Below are 18,414 nucleotides of genomic sequence, written 5' to 3'. Positions count from 1 at the left end.
CACGCATCCGCCAACGACCACACACCCGCCACATGCGCAGCCGCCAACTCACCGATCGAATGACCGGCCACCACCTGCGGCCGCACACCCCACGAATCGAGGAGCCGGAACAACGCCACCTCGACCGCGAACAACGCGGGCTGCGCCCACCCCGTCCCATCGATCAGGCCCGCGGCGTCCTGATCGCCGCGGATCACCGCGGCGAGCGAGCCGTCCACATGCCCGGCAAACCCCGCACACACCTCGTCGAAGGCCTCGGCGAACACCGGGAACGCCGCATAGAGTCCCTGACCCATCCCGAGGCGCTGCGCGCCCTGGCCCGTGAACACGAACCCGACCCGGCCCACACCACCCACAGCCCCGGACACCACACCCGGAACCTCACGACCCTCGGCCAACGCCCCCAGGGCCGCGACCAGTTCATCGACATCGGACCCGAGCACCACCGCCCGCTGTTCCAACGCCGCACGCGACACCGCCAGCGACAAGCCCACGTCGGCAGCGTCAGCACCCTCACGGAAAGCCTCCGCCAGCCGCCCGGCCTGCCCCGCAAGACCCGCCACCGAACGACCCGACACCACCCACGGCACCACCGGCAGAACCACACCCGCACCATGAGGCTCGGCGGCCTCCTCGGCAGGAGCCTGCTCGATGATCACATGCGCATTCGTGCCGCTGATGCCGAAGGACGACACGCCCGCACGACGCGGACGCTCCTCCGAGTGCGGCCAGGGCACGGCCGACGTGGCCAGCCGCACCGCACCGGCGTCCCAGTCCACGTGCGAGGACGGCTCCTCGGCGTGCAGCGTCCTCGGCAGTTGCCCGTGCTGGAGTGCCAGCACCATCTTGATGACGCCCGCCACACCTGAGGACCACTGGGTGTGTCCGATGTTCGACTTCAGCGAACCCAGCAGCAGCGGACGGTCGGCCGGCCGGTCCTGGCCGTAGGTGGCCAGCAGCGCCTGCGCCTCGATCGGGTCGCCCAACGGGGTGCCCGTGCCGTGGCCCTCGACCACGTCCACATCACCCGCGGACAGGCCCGAGTTGGCCAGGGCGGCCCGGATCACCCGCTGCTGCGACGGACCGTTCGGCGCGGTCAGACCGTTGGACGCACCGTCCTGGTTGATCGCCGAACCGCGCAGCACCGCGAGCACCTGGTGCCCGTTGCGCCGGGCGTCCGAGAGCCGTTCCAGCACGACGATGGCGGCGCCTTCGGCCATGCCCATACCGTCGGCCTGCTCCGAGTACGCCTTGCAGCGGCCGTCCGCCGCGAGGCCCTGTTGGCGGCTGAACCAGGCGAGCCAGGACGTGGTGGCGTGCACGGTGACACCGCCCGCCAACGCCAGTGAGCACTCGCCCGACCGCAGGGCCTGGCCGGCGAGGTGCAGGGCGACCAACGAGGACGAGCATGCGGTGTCGACCGTCAGGGCCGGTCCTTCGAGGCCGAGGGCGTAGGACACCCGGCCCGAGATCACGCTCGGGGCGATGCCCGACTGCAGATGGCCTTCGAGTTCCTCGGGCGCGTTGGCGCCGTATCCGGACGAGGACGCGCCCACGAAGACGCCGGTCGCCGATCCGCGCAGGTGCTGCGGGTCGATCCCGGCCCGCTCGAAGGCCTCCCAGGAAAGCTCGAGGAGCAGCCGCTGCTGCGGGTCCATGGCCAGCGCCTCACGCGGGCTGATGCCGAAGAAGCCGGCGTCGAACTCCGCAGCCCCCGTGATGAATCCGCCGCCGCGCGTGTAGAAGGTGCCGGCCCGGTCCGCGGCCGGGTCGAAGAGCTGGGACAGGTCCCAGCCCCGGTCGGTGGGAAGCTCGCCGACGGCGTCGCCGCCGGCGGCCAGCAGGTCCCACAGCTGCTCGGGGGCGCTGACGTCGCCGGGGAGGCGGCAGCTCATCGCCACGATCGCGATCGGCTCGTCGGCGCCGGCCGCCGAGCGTCCCGGTCCGGTGTGCTCGTCCGCGTGCCCCAGTGCCTCCGCCCGGAGGAACCCGGACAGGGCCAGGGGGGTCGGGTAGTCGAAGATCAGGGTGGTGGGCAGCCGGGTGGCCGCCTCTGCGCTCAGCCGGTTGCGCAGCTCGACGCCGGTCACCGAGTCGAAGCCGAGTTCCTTGAAGGTGTGCGCGGGGTCGAGCGCCTGCGGGGAGTCGTGTCCGAGGACGGCGGCGGCGTGCGCCCTGACCAGGTCGAGGAGCGCCTGCTCCTGCTCGTCCTGCGGTCGGCCCAGGAGCCGCCCCAGCAGCCCGGTGGCGGCGGCCAGCGGAGGTGCCTCGGCCGGGTCGTCGATGGACTGCGTCAGTTCCGTCACCTGGGAGGACGTTCCGCTGTCGAGCCAGAAGCGCTTGTGCCGGAAGGCGTAGGTGGGAAGGTCCACCGTCCTGCCGGCGGGCAGCAGCGAACCCCAGTTCACCTGCACACCGTTGACGTACGCCCGGGCCAGGCCCGTCACCAGGCCGGTGACGCCCTGCTCGTCGCGCCGCTGGAGCGGGACGAACACAGCGTCCTCGTTCCCGGTGCCCGCGACGATGTCCGAGCCCAGCGAGGACAGCGAGCCGTCCGGGCCGACCTCGATGAACACCGTCACACCCTGCTCGGCGAGCGCGGCGACCGCATCCGCGAAGCGCACCGCCTGGCGCGTCTGCGCCGGCCAGTACCCCGCCTCGCACTCCGTCACCAGCTCACCGGTCAGCGCACCCGCCCACATCACCTGCGGACGACCGAACTCCAACCCGGCCGCCACAGCAGCGAGTTCATCGAGCACCGGGTCCATCGCCGGCGAGTGGAACGCGTGCGAGACCCGCAGCCGCCGCACCCGGCGACCCCGCTCCCGCCACACCTCCACCACCCGGTCCACAGCCTCGACCTCACCCGAGACCACCACCGACTCCGGCCCGTTGACCGCCGCGATCACAGCACCCTCGGCAAGCGTCGCAACGACCTCCGCCTCCGACGCGTTGACCGCCGCCATCGCACCACCACTCGGCAACGCCTGCATCAACCGGGCCCGCGCCGCCACCAGACGCACCGCATCCGGCAACGACAGCACCCCGGCCACATACGCGGCCGCCACCTCACCCACCGAATGACCCACCACCGCATCCGGCACCACACCCGCGGCCCGGAGCAGCGCTGCCACACCGACCTCGAAGGCGAACAACCCCGCCTGCGCGTACAGCGTCTGATCGGCCAGCGTCCCGTCGACGCCCTCGACGCCGAGTACGACGTCGCGGACGGGAATCCCCAACTCCCCTTCGAGGAGCCCGCACGCCCGGTCGAAGGCCTCGGCGAACACCGGGCTGCCCTCGTACAGCCCCCGGCCCATCCCGGTCCACTGCGAACCCTGGCCGGCGAAGACCAGGCCCACCCGGGCACCGGCCCGGGCCACACCCGACACCACCGACGCCGCCGGCACACCGGCAGCCAGGCTCTCCACACCGCTCAGCAGTTCGTCGCGCCCGGCACCGAGCACGACCGCCCGGTGCTCGAACACCGAACGCGTCGCGACCAGCGAGCGCGCCACGTCCCGCGGCTCCAGCTCCGGCCGCTGCGAGACCCACTCCCCCAGCCGGCCCGCCTGGGCCGTCAGCCCCTCGGCCGTACGGCCCGAGACCACCCACGCACCCGCACCGGACACCACCGGCACCGTCTCCGGCGCCTCGGTGGCCTCGACGGCCTCGACCGCCGGCGCCTCCTCCACGATCACGTGGACGTTGGTGCCGCTGATCCCGAACGCCGACACACCCGCACGCCGCGGGCGCTCCCCCGCCGGCCACGGCACCGGCTCGGCCAGCAGCCGCACCTCACCCGCCGACCAGTCCACCCGCGGCGACGGCTCGTCCGCGTGCAGCATCGCGGGCAGCTCACCGTGCCGCAGCGCCAGCACCATCTTGATCACACCGGCCACACCGGCGGCCGCCTGGGTGTGCCCGATGTTCGACTTCACCGACCCCAGCAGCAACGGCCGGTCAGCCGGCCGCTCCTGGCCGTACGTGGCCAGCAGCGACTGGGCCTCGATCGGGTCGCCGAGCCGGGTCCCGGTGCCGTGGGCCTCCACGGCGTCCACGTCGGCGGCCGAGAGGTTCGCGTTCGCCAGCGCGCGGCGGATGACCGCCTGCTGGGCCCGGCCGTTGGGGGCGGTCAGGCCGTCGCTGGTGCCGTCGGAGTTGATCGCCGAGCCGCGCAGCACGGCCAGCACGGTGTGGCCGTTGCGCACGGCGTCGGACAGCCGCTCCAGGACGACCAGGCCGACGCCCTCCGACCACACGGTCCCGTTGGCGTCGGCCGAGAACGGGCGGCACACGCCGTCGGTGGACAGCCCCCGGAGCCCGCTGAAGGCCACGAAGTTCCCGGGGGTGGCCATGACGGACACGCCGCCGGCGAGCGCCAGCGAGCACTCGCCGGAGCGCAGCGCCTGCACGGCGAGGTGGATGGCGACCAGGGAGCTGGAGGCGGAGGTGTCGACGGTGAGCGACGGGCCGTGCAGTCCGAGCAGGTAGGAGATCCGGCCGGACATCACGCTGGTCGTCGTGCCGGTGAGCAGGTATCCCTTCACGCCTTCCGGCGCTTCCTGCAGCCGCGGGCCGTACTCCCTCGGCTCGGCGCCCACGAACACGCCGGTCCGGGTGCCCCGGATCGCGGACGGGGTGATGCCGGCCCGTTCCAGGGCTTCCCAGGAGGTCTCCAGCAGCAGGCGCTGCTGCGGGTCCATCGCCAGCGCCTCGCGCGGCGGGATGCCGAAGAAGGACGCGTCGAAGCCGGCCGCGTCGTCGAGGAAGCCGCCCCGGGTGAGGTAGGTCTTCCCGGCGGTCTCCGGGTCGGCGTCGTACAGGGAGTCGAGGTTCCAGTTCCGGTCCGCGGGGAAGTCGGAGAGGGCGTCCCGCCGCTCGGCCAGCAGTTCCCACAGGTCCTCGGGCGAACGGACCCCGCCGGGGTAGCGGCAGCTCATGCCGACGATCGCCAACGGCTCCGTACCGGCTGCGGCGAATTCCGTCAGGGCCGGCCCATCAGTCTCGTTCACAATTCCCTCGGCATTCGGGAGGTCGGGAGTTCGATACCTGTCGGAGGTCTTTCAGCCAAGGAGGAACAGCAATGCGGAAAGGCTGAACGGAAGGGCTGAAGAGAAGGGCTGTACAAGGAGAAAGGAACAAAAGACCGCCGGAGCCCCGGCGGTCAGGATATGAGTCGGCCCGTCCGGAGAACCACGTGTTCAACCGAGAAAGGCGCGCCGGTTGATCGGCGCGCCTTTCCGGGCGACGGGGGACCCGCATTGCTCACCGTCAGGCGACGGCGTCCTCCCCGGCCGTGGTCAGGTCGGGCGAGGTGAGCCGCATCGTGGTCGGACCCTCGCGGCGGTCGGCGACCAGGTGCAGGCGGTTGACGCCCTCGGCGCCGGGCTCGCCGAGGACGGCCACGCAGGCGCACGGGTCGTCGGCGAAACCGGCGAACCGGTAGGCGATGTCCATCATGCGGTTGCGCTCGGTCCGCTTGAAGTCGGCGACGAGGTGCACGCCGGCCTGGGCCGCCTGGTCGATCAGCCAGTTGAGGAGGACCGCGCCGGCGCCGAAGGTCACCACGCGGCACGAGGTCGCGAGGAGCTTCAGGTGCCACAGCTCCGCGTGGCGCTCCAGCAGGAGCACGCCCACGGCGCCGTGCGGGCCGAACCGGTCGGCGAGGTTGACGGTGAGGACCTCGTGGTCCGGGTCGACCAGCAGGGCGCGCAGCGCGGCGTCGGAGTAGTGGACGCCGGTCGCGTTCATCTGGCTGGTGCGCAGGGTCAGTTCCTCGACCCGGGAGATGTCCTCCTGGTCGGCCCGCTTGATCTCCATGACGAGGTCGAGGGTGCGGAGGAAGTCCTCGTCGGGGCCGTTGAAGTTGTCCTTCTCGGCGTCCCGGCGGAAGCTCGCCTGGTACATCTCGCGGCGGCGCCGGGAGTCGACGGTGACGGTCTCGGGGCTGAACTCGGGCAGGCCGGTCAGCTCGCCCGCCCGGTCGGCCGGGTAGCAGCGGACCTCGGGCGCGTGGAAGGTCACCTCGGCGCGCTCGGTGGGCAGGTCGTCGATGAACGCGATGGTCTTCTCGGCGAAGTTCAGCCGTTCGGCGATCAGCTTGACCGCGTCGGACTTCCGGCCCCACCCGATCTGGGGGTGCACGAAGTACTCGGCCAGGCCCAGCTCTTCGAGGCGCTTCCAGGCGAGGTCGTGGTCGTTCTTGCTCGACACCGAGTGCAGGACTCCCCTGGAATCGAGCTCGACGATGGTGTCGAGGATCCCGGGGAACAGTTCGACGTTCGAGTCCTCCAGCAAAGTACCGTCCCAGACGGTGTTGTCCAGGTCCCAGACCAGGCACTTCACGAGGGTTGGCTTCTCAGCCACGGGGGTTCTCCTACCAGCTTCGGTCGGACTTCGGTCGGACTTCGGTCGTTCGGACTCCGGTCGTCCGGACGTCAGTCGGAAAGCGAGAGGGCGTGGTCCGCCAGGATCAACTGGCAGATCTCGTTGCTGCCTTCGATGAGCTCCATGAGCTTCGCGTCCCGGAACGCGCGGGCCACCACGTGCCCGTCCTCGGAGCCGGCCGACCCGAGGAGCTGGACCGCGGTGGCGGCGCTCCGGGCGGCGTTGCCCGCGCTGACGTGCTTGGCGAGGACGGCTGCCACGCCCATGTCCGGTGCGGCGGCGTCCCACTGCCCGCTGGCGTGCTCGCACGCGCGCAGCGCGGTCTGCTCGGCGATGAACAGCTCCGCGAGGTGCCGGCGGACGAGCTGGTGCTCGGCGAGCGCCACGCCGCCCTGGCTCCGCTGCCCGGCGTGCGCGGTGGCGGCGCTCAGGCAGGCCTGGAGGATGCCGACGCAGCCCCAGGCGATCGACACGCGCCCGTAGGAGAGCGCGGTCGTGAACAGCATCGACAGCGGCTGTCCGCCGCCGCCGAGCACGTGGGTGGCCGGCAGCCGGACGTTGTCGAGGCGGATGTTGGCGTGGCCGGCGGCCCGGCAGCCCATCGGGTGGGGCACCAGCTCGATGTGCACGCCCGGCGCGTCCACCGGGACGACCGCGGCGGCGGCGCCCTCGCCGTCGCCGTGCCGGCCGATGATCAGGACGAAGTCGGCGTAGCGGGTGCCGGTGACCCACTTCTTCTCGCCGTCGATGACGAAACCGTCCCCGTCGGCCTTGATCCTGGTCTGCATGGCGGCCAGGTCGCTGCCGGCGCCGGGCTCGCTGAAGCCGACCGCGGTGAGCTTGCCCCCGGTCAGTTCGGCGAGGAAGGCACGCCGCTGGTCCCGGTCGCCGAAGCGCTGGACGGTCCAGGCGACGATGCCCTGGGAGGTCATGATGGACCGCAGGGAGCTGCACAGGCTCCCGACGTAGGCGGTCAGTTCGCCGTTGTCCCGGCTGCTCAGCCCGAGGCCGCCGTGGGACGCCGGGACCTGTGCGCACAGCAGGCCCTTGGCCCCCAGGGTGCGCAGCAGGTCGACGGGCAGTTCGCCCGTGACGTCCCAGTCGGCCGCGCGGGCGCCGACGAGCCCGCCGATGAGGGCGCGCTCGTCGGCGAGTCGGTCAGGCATCGCCGGCCGCTTCCGGGTCGCCCTTCAGGCGCAGCACGAGGTCGGCCATGCTGACGACGGTGCGGAAGTTGTCGAGCTTGAGGTCGCCGCCGACGATGGCGATGTCGTACGCGTCCTCGAGGTGGACGACGAGCTGCATCGCGAACATGGAGGAGACGACGCCGGAGGCGAAGAGGTCCTGGTCGGTCTGGACCTCGGTCTTGATGCGCTCGGCGAGGAAGCCGAGGATCTCCTTCTGGAGGGTCTCGGTGGTCAGGGGGGTGTTGTCCGCGGTCATGACGCGACCTTTCCGTAGTCGTAGAAGCCCCGGCCGGTCTTCCGGCCGAGGTGGCCGTCCCGCACCTTTTCGAGCAGCAGGTCGCAGGGGCGGTAGATGTCGTCGCCGCGGCGCTCGTAGAGCACGTTGAGCGAGTCGACGAGGTTCTCCAGGCCGATCAGGTCACCGGTGCGCAGCGGGCCGGTGGAGTGTCCGAGGCAGCCCTCCAGCAGGCCGTCGACGACCTCGACGGAGGCGACGCCCTCCTGGACGAGCATGGCCGCGGTGTTGATCAGCGGGTGCAGCAGGCGGTTGATCACGAAGCCGGCCGAGTCCTCGATGACCAGGGCCTCGCGGCCGAGGACGGCGAGCAGCTCGACGGCCTGCTCGAGGACGGCGGGCTCGGTGCGCGGGCCGCGGATGACCTCGACCATCTTGATCATGTAGGAGGGGTTCATGAAGTGGACGCCCACGAGGTCCTCGGGGCGCACGATCCACTCGGCCATCTCGTCGATCGGGATGCACGAGGTGTTGGAGATCAGGGTCGTGCCGGGCGGCACCAGGCGGGAGGCCGCGGAGAGGACCTCCTGCTTGACCTTGTCGACCTCGGTGACGGCCTCGATGACGGTGGTGGCCTCGGCGATGTCCTCCAGGGCGACGCTGGTGGTCAGCGTGCCCTGCGGGCGGTCGGCCGGCAGGACGCCCATCAGCTGGGCGTGCCGCAGCTTCTGCCGGATGGTCTGCCGCGCCGTCTCCAGCACGGTCTCGTCGACGTCGACCAGGACGACGGAGACGCCGTGGCCGAGGGCGAGCGCCGAGATGTTGGTACCCATAACGCCCGCGCCGATGATGGCGAGGCGGTGCTCCTCAAATGCGGTCATGGATTCTTCCCTACGGTTTCGTGAGTCGGTTCCTGACGGCCGGCCCGGTCGTGGCGACGCGGCGTGCCGTCGCCGCCCGTCAGCCGCGCAGCAGCGCGGCGAGGGCGGTGGGCGTCGGGTGCTTGAACACGTCGCCGAGTTCGAGGGACGTGCCGGTGAGTTCCTCGACCTTCTGGGCCAGGACGGCCGCGAGCAGCGAGTGGCCGCCCGTGTCGAAGAAGTGCGTCCCCGCCGTCGCCTCGACGGGCAGCAGTTGGCTGAAGATCCCGACGAGGTCGCGGACGAGCGGGTCGTCCGCCTCCTCCTCCCGCGGCCCGGGGCCCTGGTCGAGCGCCTTCCGGGCGAGTGCCAGAAGGGCCTCGGGGTCGGGCCGGCCGTCGGGGGTCCTGGGCAGAGCGGCCAGCCGGACGACCGGGACGGGGACGCCGGGTGCGTCGGGGCCGTCCGGGTCCGCGGTCGCGGGCGTCTCGGCGAAGGCGACGACGGCGTGCCCGCCGTCGGGCCCGGGCACGGCCACGGCGGCGGCCGCGGTCACGCCGGGGAGGCCGAGCACGGTGGCCCGGAGGCGGTCGAGGTCGACCTCGCCGTCCCCGGTCGCGACCCTGCGGTCGGGCCGGCCGAGCCATTCGAGCGTTCCGTCGGGCCGGCGGCGGGCGAGTTCCCCGGTGCGGTGGTGGCGCCCGTACCGGGGGTCGGTCGGGAACGCCGGGTCGTCGGGGTCGGCGAGGGCCGGTCCGGTTCCGGCGAGGCGGAGTTCGCCGCGCAGGCCCACCGGCAGCTCCCGCCCGTCGGGGGCGGTGACGAAGGCCCGGGTGCCGGCGACCGGCCGTCCCCGGGGCGGCTCGTCGGGGTCGTCCACCCGGCCGTCCACCGGGCCGTCCACCGGGCCGGACAGCGCCCAGCCGAGGGTCCCGGGGGTGTGGTGGCCGCGGTGCAGTCGGCAGCCGGCCGCGAGGAGCCGTCCGGCCGTCCCGGCGGACAGTTCGCCGTCCCCGGCCAGCACGGTCAGGACGGGCGGCCGCCCGTCCAGGTCGGCCAGGTCGGCCAGGACGCGGGCCGGGGTGCCGGGCGGGACGACGGCGACGGTCGCCCGGTGGGGGCCGAGCGCGTCGCGGAGCACGACGGCGTCGGTCCGGGCCGCGTCGGGCACGACCACCGAGCAGCCGCCCGAGGCCAGCGCCAGGAAGACGTCGAGGAGCGCGCCGACGGTGGCGGGCGCGGCCAGGGCCGGCACGCCGGTGCCGGGCCCGGTGCCGAGTTCGGCCGTGAAGTGGCCGACCGCGTCGCCGAGGCCCGCGTGGCCGAACACGGTGGCGACCGGCTCCCCGGCGTCCCCGTAGGTGTGGATCACGCAGGCGGCCCCGACCGCTCCACCGGCCTGGTCCGGCTCGTCCTGGGCCGCGGCGCCGGGCGCGGGCGCGTCGGCGAGCGGCAGCACGGGGGGCAGGTCGCCGTCCGCGGGCAGGCGCACGCCGGTCCCGGTGAGGACGGCCTTCACCCGCGCGTGGGTGAGCTGCCGGGTCAGCCAGGACGGGTCGTGCCCGGGGTCGAGCGGCAGGCAGACGGCGCCGGCCCGCCAGACGCCGAGGACCGCGGCTGCCGCCTCGGCCCGGGGGACGGCGACCGCCACCGTGTCGCCGGCCCGGACGCCGGCGCCGGCCAGCAGCGTGCGGACGGCGGCCGCGGCCTCGTCCACCTGCCGGTAGCTGACGGTGCGTCCGCCGTCGGTGACGGCCGGGGCGTCGGGGGACCGCCGCGCCCAGGCGCGGAACGCCTCGGGAACGGGCGGGTGCCCAGCCGGCCCAGCCGTCCCGGCCGGCCCGGCGACGGCGAGGCGGTCGGCCTCGCTCCAGCCCGCCGTGTCGGCGAGCGGCCGGTCCGGGTCCTGCGCCGCCGCGACCAGCAGGGCGTCGAAGCGCTCCAGCATCGCCTCGACGTCGGCGCGGGCCAGCGTCTCGGAGTACCGGAACACGACCTCCGCCCGGGACGGCGAGCCGACCAGCTCCAGGTCGAACTTGCTGTGAGGGTTCTCGACCGGCAGCACCCGGGCCGCCATGCCGTCCACCGACAGGTCGACGGCCGGTGCCTCGGGCAGGAAGTTGAACAGGTGCCGGAAGAGCTGGGTCTGCCAGGACGTGCCGATCCCGGGGAGCTCCCCGGTCAGCTCGTCCACCGGGGTCTCGGCGTGCGCCATCGCCCCGAGGAACGCGTCGCGGGCCTGGCGCGCGAGGGCCCGGAAGCCCTCGCCGAGGTCCACCCGGATCCGGATCGGCACGGTGTTGACGTGGTAGCCGATGGCGGCGGTGTGCGCCCCGCGGACGTTGACCGGGGAGCCGATGACCAGGTCCGGTCCGGCGCCGTGCGAGGCGAGCAGGGCGGCGTACGCGGCCAGCATCACCGCGCCGAGGGGCGCGCGCAGCGTGCGCTGCAGCTGCGCCGCCGCCTGCTGCGCCTCGACGGAGAGCGCCCGTTCCGCGCTCGCCCCGGCCAGCTCGGGCTGCCGGCCGCGCGGGGTGCCGCACCACAGGTCGAGCCCCTCGGGCCGGAAGCCCTCCAGGGTCTCCCGCCAGTAGGCCAGGTCGGCCGGCCTGGGCTCGGGCTCGGCGAGCGCCGGGGCCGGCGCGACGGCCTGCGCCGGCACCGGCCGTCCCGCCGCGATCGCGTCGTAGACCGGGATGAACGCCTGGAGGAAGAGGGCGACGGAGACCATGTCGAACACCAGGTGGTGCACCGCCACGCAGAGGACGTCGCCGTCCGGGTGGGCGGCGAGTCCGACCCGGACCAGGGGCTGCCCGTCGAGCCGGAAGGGCCGGTCGGTGAACGCCGTCAGGTCGTCCTCCAGGGAGCCGCCCGACAGTTCGAGCGGCTCGATGTCCACCGCGAACTCGCCCGCGGGGAGGACCTCCTTGACGAGGTCCGCCCCGGTCGCGCGGTACACGGTCCGCAGCACCTCGAACCGGCCGACCACGATGGCCAGGGCCGCCCTCAGCGCGTCCGGCCGCAGCCGGCCGCCCACCTGGAGGCCGAGCCCCAGGTTGTTGACCCCGGTCCCCGGGACCAGCTGCTCCAGCAGCCAGAGGGCCTTCTCTTTGCTCGAGGTCTTCATCTCACTCAGAATTCGGCGCTGTCGAGCAGGGTGCGAACGGCGGAGGGGTCGCGCAGGAGGTCGACGTGGCCGATCTCCAGCTCGATCCGCCGGCCCAGCGACTTGGTGGCGTTGACGACCGTCGCGGCGCCGCTGCGCTCCAGTTCGGCGTAGTCGGACGAGGTGACGGAGAGGGAGTCCCCCCAGGCCCGGCTCGGGTCGATCTGGGAGGCGGCGGAGAGCCAGGTCATGTACGACTCGAAGAGCCGGACGACCTCGTCCCGACGGGCCTCGGCGAGCCCGATCCGCTGGAAGGCGATGGCGGCCATCTCGCGGTAGAGGCCCACGATCTCGACGGCGGCGTCGAGCAGGCCGATCGACGGGACGCCGACGATCTCGGCGGCCCGCTTGCGGGCGTGCTCCGCCTCGTCGGCGGTGAAGACCGGGCCGGCCAGCCCGATCATCTTGTGGATCTCCGACTCCAGCAGCTGCAGGTCGGTGACCTGCGGGTCGAAGAGGATCACCTTGGGCGCCTTGCCCTGCCGCTGCCCCAGGCGCTCGGCGATCTCTCCCGCGTAGACGCCGCCGACGCAGTAGCCGAGCACGGCCACCACCTCGTAGGCATCCCAGTCGCCGTCCCGCAGCCAGAAGTCGGTGTAGTAGTCACCGGCCGGCCGGTCGGCCAGGCGCACGGGCGGGGGCGTGGTCTGCAGGAAGCCGTGACCGGCCCAGGCCGGGCCCATCTTCGCGGCGAGGTCCTCGAAACCGGCCTCCCGGCGGCCGGCCGCCGGGAAGTCGACGCCGAGGATCAGGGACTTCGACGTGGGGGCGGTTATGACGCTCCAGGCGTTCTCGTTCGGCACTTTCTCATCCCGTCTTCGGAGTCGGATGGCTGGTGTTCCTGCGGTTCGGCCCGCGGAACTGAATTTCGAGAAACCTGTCGGACGCTCGCGCGGTTCCGGATTCCCGGGAACCCCTCACCGGTCCGTTCATCGGCCCACGGCGCCTTCCCGGAGCGCCGCCGTCAGCTCGCCGAGCAGGAACTCCGCGATCGCTTCCGGCCGATAGAGGTCATAGACGAAGCCCTCCGGCAGCCTAAGGCCGGTCAGCTCGGCCATGCTTTCCCGCAGTTGAACGGCCGTCATCGAGTTCATCCCGAGCTCGAAGACGTCGCCGTTCGGGCGCACCGGATCGGCCGTCGGATAGCCGAGCATCGCGGCGATCTCCGCGCGGACCAGGTCGAGCAGCAGCTCCTGCCGCCCGGCCTCCGGGAGGGCGGCCAACTGCCGCAGCCAGTCGAGGTGCCGGGGCCCGGGGCCGGCGGCCTCCTCGCCCTGCGGGGCGTCCTGCGGGGCGAGTTCGCGCTCCCGTCGGCGCCACGTCGACAGCTGTTCCAGCACCGTGCCGAGCGGCATGTCCGCCCGCAACGGCTCGGCCAGGCCCAGCACCTCGGCCAGGGCGCCCAGGTCCCCGCCCTCCAGGGCGGCCCAGAGCCGCTCCTCACCCGGTGCGGCGGTGGCGGCCGGGGCCGGCCCTGCCCCGGGCCGGCGGGCCGGCGGCTGCGGCCAGTAGTGGTCCCGCTGGAACGCGTACGTCGGCAGGTCCACGCGGCTCCCGCCGCCCAGGACGGCGGCCCAGTCCACCGGGACACCGTGGACGTGGAGGGCGGCCAGGGCGGCCGTCCACGACCGCAGCCCGCCGTCGCCGCGCCGCAGCGTGCCGGTGACGGCGCTCTCGGCCCGCAGGCCCCGGTCGTCCAGGGCCCGGGAGAGCGCCGCGGTGAGCGCCTGGTCCGGGGCGACCTCGACGAAGGCGGTGTACCCGCCGTCGATCAGGGCGTCCGCCAACTCCCGGGCCGGCAGGGCGTCCCGCGGATCGGCGGCCCAGTGGTCGGCGGCCAGGTCGGCGCCCTCGACCCAGGCCGCGGCCCGGGTGGAGAACAGCGGCACCGCACCGGCCCGCGGGCGGACGGCGGCGGCGGCTTCCCGAAGGTCCGCGGCCTCCCCGGCCGTCGCCCGGCCGGTCAGCGCCGCGATCCTGGCCGCGTCCTCCAGCGACAGCACGCCCGCCACGTGCGCGGCGGCGAGCTCGCCCACGGCGTGCCCGGCGACACCGGCCGGGTGCACGCCCGCGGAGCGCCACAGCGCGGCCAGCGACACCATCACCGCCCAGAGCACCGGCCGCCGGACCTCGGGCCGCTCGAACGAGCGGCCGTCCGGCCCTTCGCGCAGCACCTCGGCCAGCTTCCAGTCCACGTACGGGGCGAGGGCTCGTTCGCACTCGGCGATCCGGGCCGCGAAGACCGGCGCCTCGTCCAGCAGGGCGGCGGCGGAGCCGAGCCACTCGGACCCGCTCCCCGACTCGCCGCCGGACTCGCCGCCGGGGAAGACGAACACCGGCTTGCGGCCCGCGGCCGCGGTACCGGTCAGGACGTCCCTGGTCGGCACGCCGGCGGCGGCCACGGCGAGGCCCGCCAGCAGGCCGTCCCGGTCCCCGCCCAGCACGACAGCCCGGTGGTCGAAGACCGTACGGGCCGTGGCCAGCGAGAACCCGATGTCCACCGGGTCCGCCTCCGGCCGCTCGAGCAGGAAGTCGCGCAGCCGTCCGGCCTGCGCCCGCAGCGCCTCCGGGGTCCGCCCGGACAGCACCCACGGCAGCACGGCCGGCGGTGCCGCGGGGGCCGCGGGGGTCACGGCCACGGCCGGCGCGGGGGCCTCCTCGATGATGACGTGCGCGTTCGTCCCGCTGATCCCGAACGAGGACACGCCCGCCCGGCGCGGACGCTCCCCGGCCGGCCACTGCACCGACTCGGTCAGCAGCCGGACCCGGCCCTCCGTCCAGTCGACGTGCGGCGTGGGCTCGTCCACGTGCAGCGTCGCGGGCAGCCGGTCGTTGCGCAGGGCGAGGACCATCTTGATCACACCGGCGAGGCCGGCGGCCGCCTGGGTGTGCCCGATGTTGGACTTCACCGAGCCCAGCCACAGCGGCCGGTCCTCCGACCGGTCCTGACCGTAGGTGGCCAGCAGCGCCTGGGCCTCGATCGGGTCGCCCAGCTTGGTACCGGTGCCGTGCGCCTCCACCGCGTCGACCTCGTCGGCGCGCAGGCCGGCGTTGGCGAGCGCCGCGCGGATGACGCGCTGCTGGGAGGGGCCGTTGGGCGCCGTCAGACCGTTGGAGGCGCCGTCCTGGTTGGTCGCGCTGCCCCGCAGCACCGCGAGCACCTGGTGCCCGTTGCGCCGCGCGTCCGACAGCCGCTCCACCACCAGGACGCCCGCGCCCTCGGCGAAGCCGGTGCCGTCCGCCGCCGCGGCGAACGCCTTGCAGCGGCCGTCCGGGGCGAGCCCGCGCTGGCGGGAGAACTCCACGAAGGTCCCCGGCGTGGCCATGATCGTCACGCCCGCGGCCAGCGCCATCGAGCACTCGCCCGAGCGCAGCGCCTGGGCGGCCAGGTGCAGGGCCACCAGCGCCGACGAGCACGCGGTGTCGACCGTCACCGCCGGCCCCTCCAGGCCGAAGGTGTAGGCCAGTCGGCCGGACAGGATGCTGGTCGCGATCCCCGTCATCAGATGGCCCTCGGCCTCGGCACCGCCGTGCGCCAGCACGCTCATCTCGTAGCCGGACGTGTACCCGCCCACGAAGGTGCCGGTCTGGCTGCCGCGCAGGGACGCGGGATCGATTCCGGCCCGCTCGAAGGCCTCCCAGGAGAGTTCGAGGAGCAGCCGCTGCTGCGGGTCCATCGCCAGCGCCTCACGCGGGCTGATCTCGAAGAACCCGGCGTCGAACGCGCTGGCGTCCTGCACGAACCCGCCGGCCTGGGTGTACGAGGTGCCGACGTTCGCGGCGTCCGGGTCGTACAGGGCCTCCAGGTCCCAGCCCCGGTCGGCGGGGAACGCCGAGATCGCGTCCTGCCCGTCGGCCATCATCCGCCAGAGGTCCTCGGGGCCGGCCACCCCGCCCGGGAACCGGCAGCTCATTCCGACGATCGCGATCGGCTCGTCGTGGGCGGCCGCTCCGACCGGGGCCGGGGCCCGTACGGCCGTGGCCGGCCCGCCGCCGAGCCGCCCGCGCAGGTGCCCCGCGAGGGCGGCCGGGCTCGGGTAGTCGAAGACCAGCGTGGCCGGAAGCCGCAGCCCGGTCGCCGTGGTGAGGCGGTTGCGCAGCTGTACAGCGGTGAGGGAGTCGAAGCCCAGGTCGGTGAAGACCCGGCCGGGCTCGACCGCCTCGCCCGAGGAGTGCCCCAGCACGGCGGCCACATGGGCGCGCACCAGGTCCAGCAGCAGCTGGTCCCCGTCCGCGGTGGTCAGCGCCGCGAGCTGCCGGTGCAGCGAGTCCGCGCCCGCCCCGCCGGAGGCGGCGCTGCGCCGGGCCGGACGGCCGGCCAAAGCCCGCCACAGCGGCGGGACGTCACCGGTGCGGGCGGCCTGCGCCCGCAGCCCGGCCAGGTCCAGCTTGGCCGGCACCAGCACCGCCTCGTCCCGGGCGAGGGCCAGGTCCATCAGCGCCAGGCCCTCGTCCGCGCTCAGCGCGGCGCTCCCGCTGCGGTTCATCCGGGAGCGCTCGGCGTCGCTCAGCTGCGCCGTCAGGCCGCTGACGTCCGCCCACAGGCCCCAGGCCAGCGAGGTACCCGGCAGACCGGCCGCCCGGCGGTCGGCCGCCAACGCGTCCAGGAACGCGTTGGCCGCCACGTAATTGCCCTGACCGGGCACACCGAAGGTCGCCGCGGCCGAGGAGAACAGCACGAACGCATCCAGGTCCAGACCCCGCGTCAACTCGTGCAGATGCCAAGCACCGTCGGCCTTCGGCCGCATCACCGCAGCCACCCGCTCCGGCGTCAGCGAGGCGATCGTCGCATCGTCCAGCACACCCGCGGTATGGACCACCGTCCGCAACGGACGCTCCGCCGGGATCCGCGCCAGCAGCCCCGCCAGCGCCTCCCGCTCACCCGTGTCACACGCCACCACCTCGACCGACGCACCCGAGAGCGCCAACCCCGCGGCCAACGCGGCCACCCCGGCAGCACCCGGACCCGAACGACTGGTCAGCACCAACCCGTCCGCACGCCCAGTGGCCGCCAGATGCTCGGCCACCAGACCGCCCAGCGTGCCCGTACCACCCGTCACCAGCGCGGTTCGGCCGGCGTGCTGGTCCGAGCTTCGTTCAACTGCCGTCGGAGAGCCGGATGGACGCGTCAGGCGCCGCCCGTGGGCCGCCCCGTTCCGGAGGGCGAGTTCCGCCTCCCCGGTGGCGAGGGCCGTCGGCAGGACGGCTGCGGCCTGGTCGGTCGTGGCCCGGTCGCCGGTGGCGGGCAGGTCGACGAGGACCAGCCGGCCCGGGTTCTCCGACTGCGCCGAGCGCAGCAGACCCCACACGGCGGCAGCGGGCAGATCGCCGACCCGCTCACCGGCCGCGGCAGCCACACCGCCGCGGGTGACGACCACCAGCCGGGCATCCTCCAGACGCTCCTCGGCCAGCCAGCCCTGGACCAGGCCCAGCGCCTCACCGGCAGCCCGGCGGGCACCCTCGGCCGGATCGCCACCCTCCTGGCCACCGGCACAGGCCAGGACCAGCACGGGCTCGATCTCCCCCGCTTCGGCGGCAGCGGCCACCTCGGCCAGGTCGGCGAAGGACCGCACCGCAACACCGGACGCACTCAGCGCCTCGGCCAGGCCGAAACGGTCGGCACCGACCAGCGCCCAGTCCCCGGACGGGGCCTCTGCGGCAGCGATCGGAGCCCACTCCACAGTGAACAGCGCATCCGCCACAGTGCTTGCGGCGGCACCGAGTTGGTCGGCAGCCACCGGGCGGGTGATCAGCGAGGCCACCGACACCACGGGAGCGCCCACCGCGTCCGCCGCCGTCAGGGTCAGGCTGCCTGCGGCGTCGCGCCGCAGCCGGGCCCGGAGAACGGAGGCGCCGCTCGCGTGCAGTTCCACACCCGTCCAGGCGAACGGCAGCCGCACCGTCCCCGGCTCGTCTGCCCCGGAGATCAGGGCACTCGCCTGGAGCACCCCGTCGAGCAGCGCCGGGTGCAGACCGAACGACCCGGCCTCCTGCGCCACCTCCTCCGGCAGCACCACCTCGGCGAACACGTCCCCGCCACGGCGCCAGGCGGCGCGCAGCCCCTGGAACGCCGGGCCGTAGCCGTACGGCCCGTCGACACCGGCCTCGTACACGCCGGTGACGTCCACGACCGTGGCGTCACGCGGAGGCCAGACCGCGAAGTCCTCCTCCGCGACAGCGCCACCCTCGGCCGGGGCCACCACGCCGCTCGCGTGCTGCACCCAGCCCTGCTGCGCCTCGGCGGTATCGGGGCGGGAGAACACCTCGACCGTCCGCCGCCCGTCCCCGTCGGCGTCGGCGACGACGACCTGAACCTGGACGCCGGAACCGTCGGCGGGCAACACCAGCGGCGCCTGGAGCGTCAGCTCCTCCAGCAGACCGCAGCCCACCTGGTCACCGGCCCGCACCACCATCTCCACGAACCCGGTACCCGGCAGGAGCACCGCCCCGCCGACCACATGGTCGGCCAGCCACGGGTGGGTACGCACCGACAACCGCCCGGTGCACACCAGACCCGCACCACCGGCCAGTTCGACCGCCGCACCCAGCAGCGGATGACCCACCGCACCCAGCCCC

8 protein-coding genes are annotated in these 18,414 nt (G+C 74.0%); all 8 read right to left on the bottom strand.

From position 1 onward, the window contains the following. The coding region (locus ABTY61_RS40660) for a beta-ketoacyl synthase N-terminal-like domain-containing protein (protein WP_350510279.1) at nucleotides 1-5,015 on the bottom strand (5,015 nt) is incomplete at its 3' end. Between the two features lie 259 nt (nucleotides 5,016-5,274). Beyond that, a complete protein-coding gene (locus ABTY61_RS40655; RefSeq protein ID WP_350510278.1) occupies nucleotides 5,275-6,369 on the bottom strand; it encodes an HAD-IIIC family phosphatase in 1,095 nt (364 codons plus the stop codon). Nucleotides 6,370-6,440: 71 nt separating this feature from the next. Then, nucleotides 6,441-7,556 (bottom strand): acyl-CoA dehydrogenase family protein, encoded by a 1,116-nt coding sequence (locus ABTY61_RS40650; RefSeq protein ID WP_350510277.1) that lies wholly within the window; start codon nucleotides 7,554-7,556, stop codon nucleotides 6,441-6,443. Continuing rightward, nucleotides 7,549-7,833: an acyl carrier protein gene (locus ABTY61_RS40645; protein WP_350510276.1), complete on the bottom strand. Its 285-nt coding sequence runs from the start codon at nucleotides 7,831-7,833 to the stop codon at nucleotides 7,549-7,551. Before ABTY61_RS40645 ends, ABTY61_RS40650 begins: the two co-directional genes overlap by 8 nt. Then, nucleotides 7,830-8,693, bottom strand: a complete 864-nt coding sequence (locus tag ABTY61_RS40640; protein ID WP_350510275.1) for a 3-hydroxyacyl-CoA dehydrogenase family protein — start codon at nucleotides 8,691-8,693, stop codon at nucleotides 7,830-7,832. The genes ABTY61_RS40645 and ABTY61_RS40640 overlap by 4 nt, the downstream gene beginning before the upstream one ends. Nucleotides 8,694-8,772: 79 nt before the next feature. Next, complete coding sequence (locus ABTY61_RS40635) at nucleotides 8,773-11,799, bottom strand: condensation domain-containing protein (RefSeq protein WP_350510274.1); 3,027 nt, start codon at nucleotides 11,797-11,799, stop codon at nucleotides 8,773-8,775. Between the two features lie 5 nt (nucleotides 11,800-11,804). Next, nucleotides 11,805-12,641 (bottom strand): hypothetical protein, encoded by an 837-nt coding sequence (locus ABTY61_RS40630; RefSeq protein WP_350510273.1) that lies wholly within the window; start codon nucleotides 12,639-12,641, stop codon nucleotides 11,805-11,807. A 126-nt stretch (nucleotides 12,642-12,767) separates the two neighbouring features. Beyond that, nucleotides 12,768-18,414: type I polyketide synthase (locus ABTY61_RS40625; protein WP_502895529.1), on the bottom strand; the 5,647-nt coding region annotated here is incomplete at its 5' end.

Origin of the sequence: Kitasatospora sp. NPDC096128, from assembly GCF_040303105.1 — a bacterium.
Classification (GTDB): Bacteria; Actinomycetota; Actinomycetes; order Streptomycetales; family Streptomycetaceae; genus Kitasatospora.
Note: the sequence above shows the minus strand (reverse complement) of the source record. Positions and strands in the feature narration are given on the sequence as shown.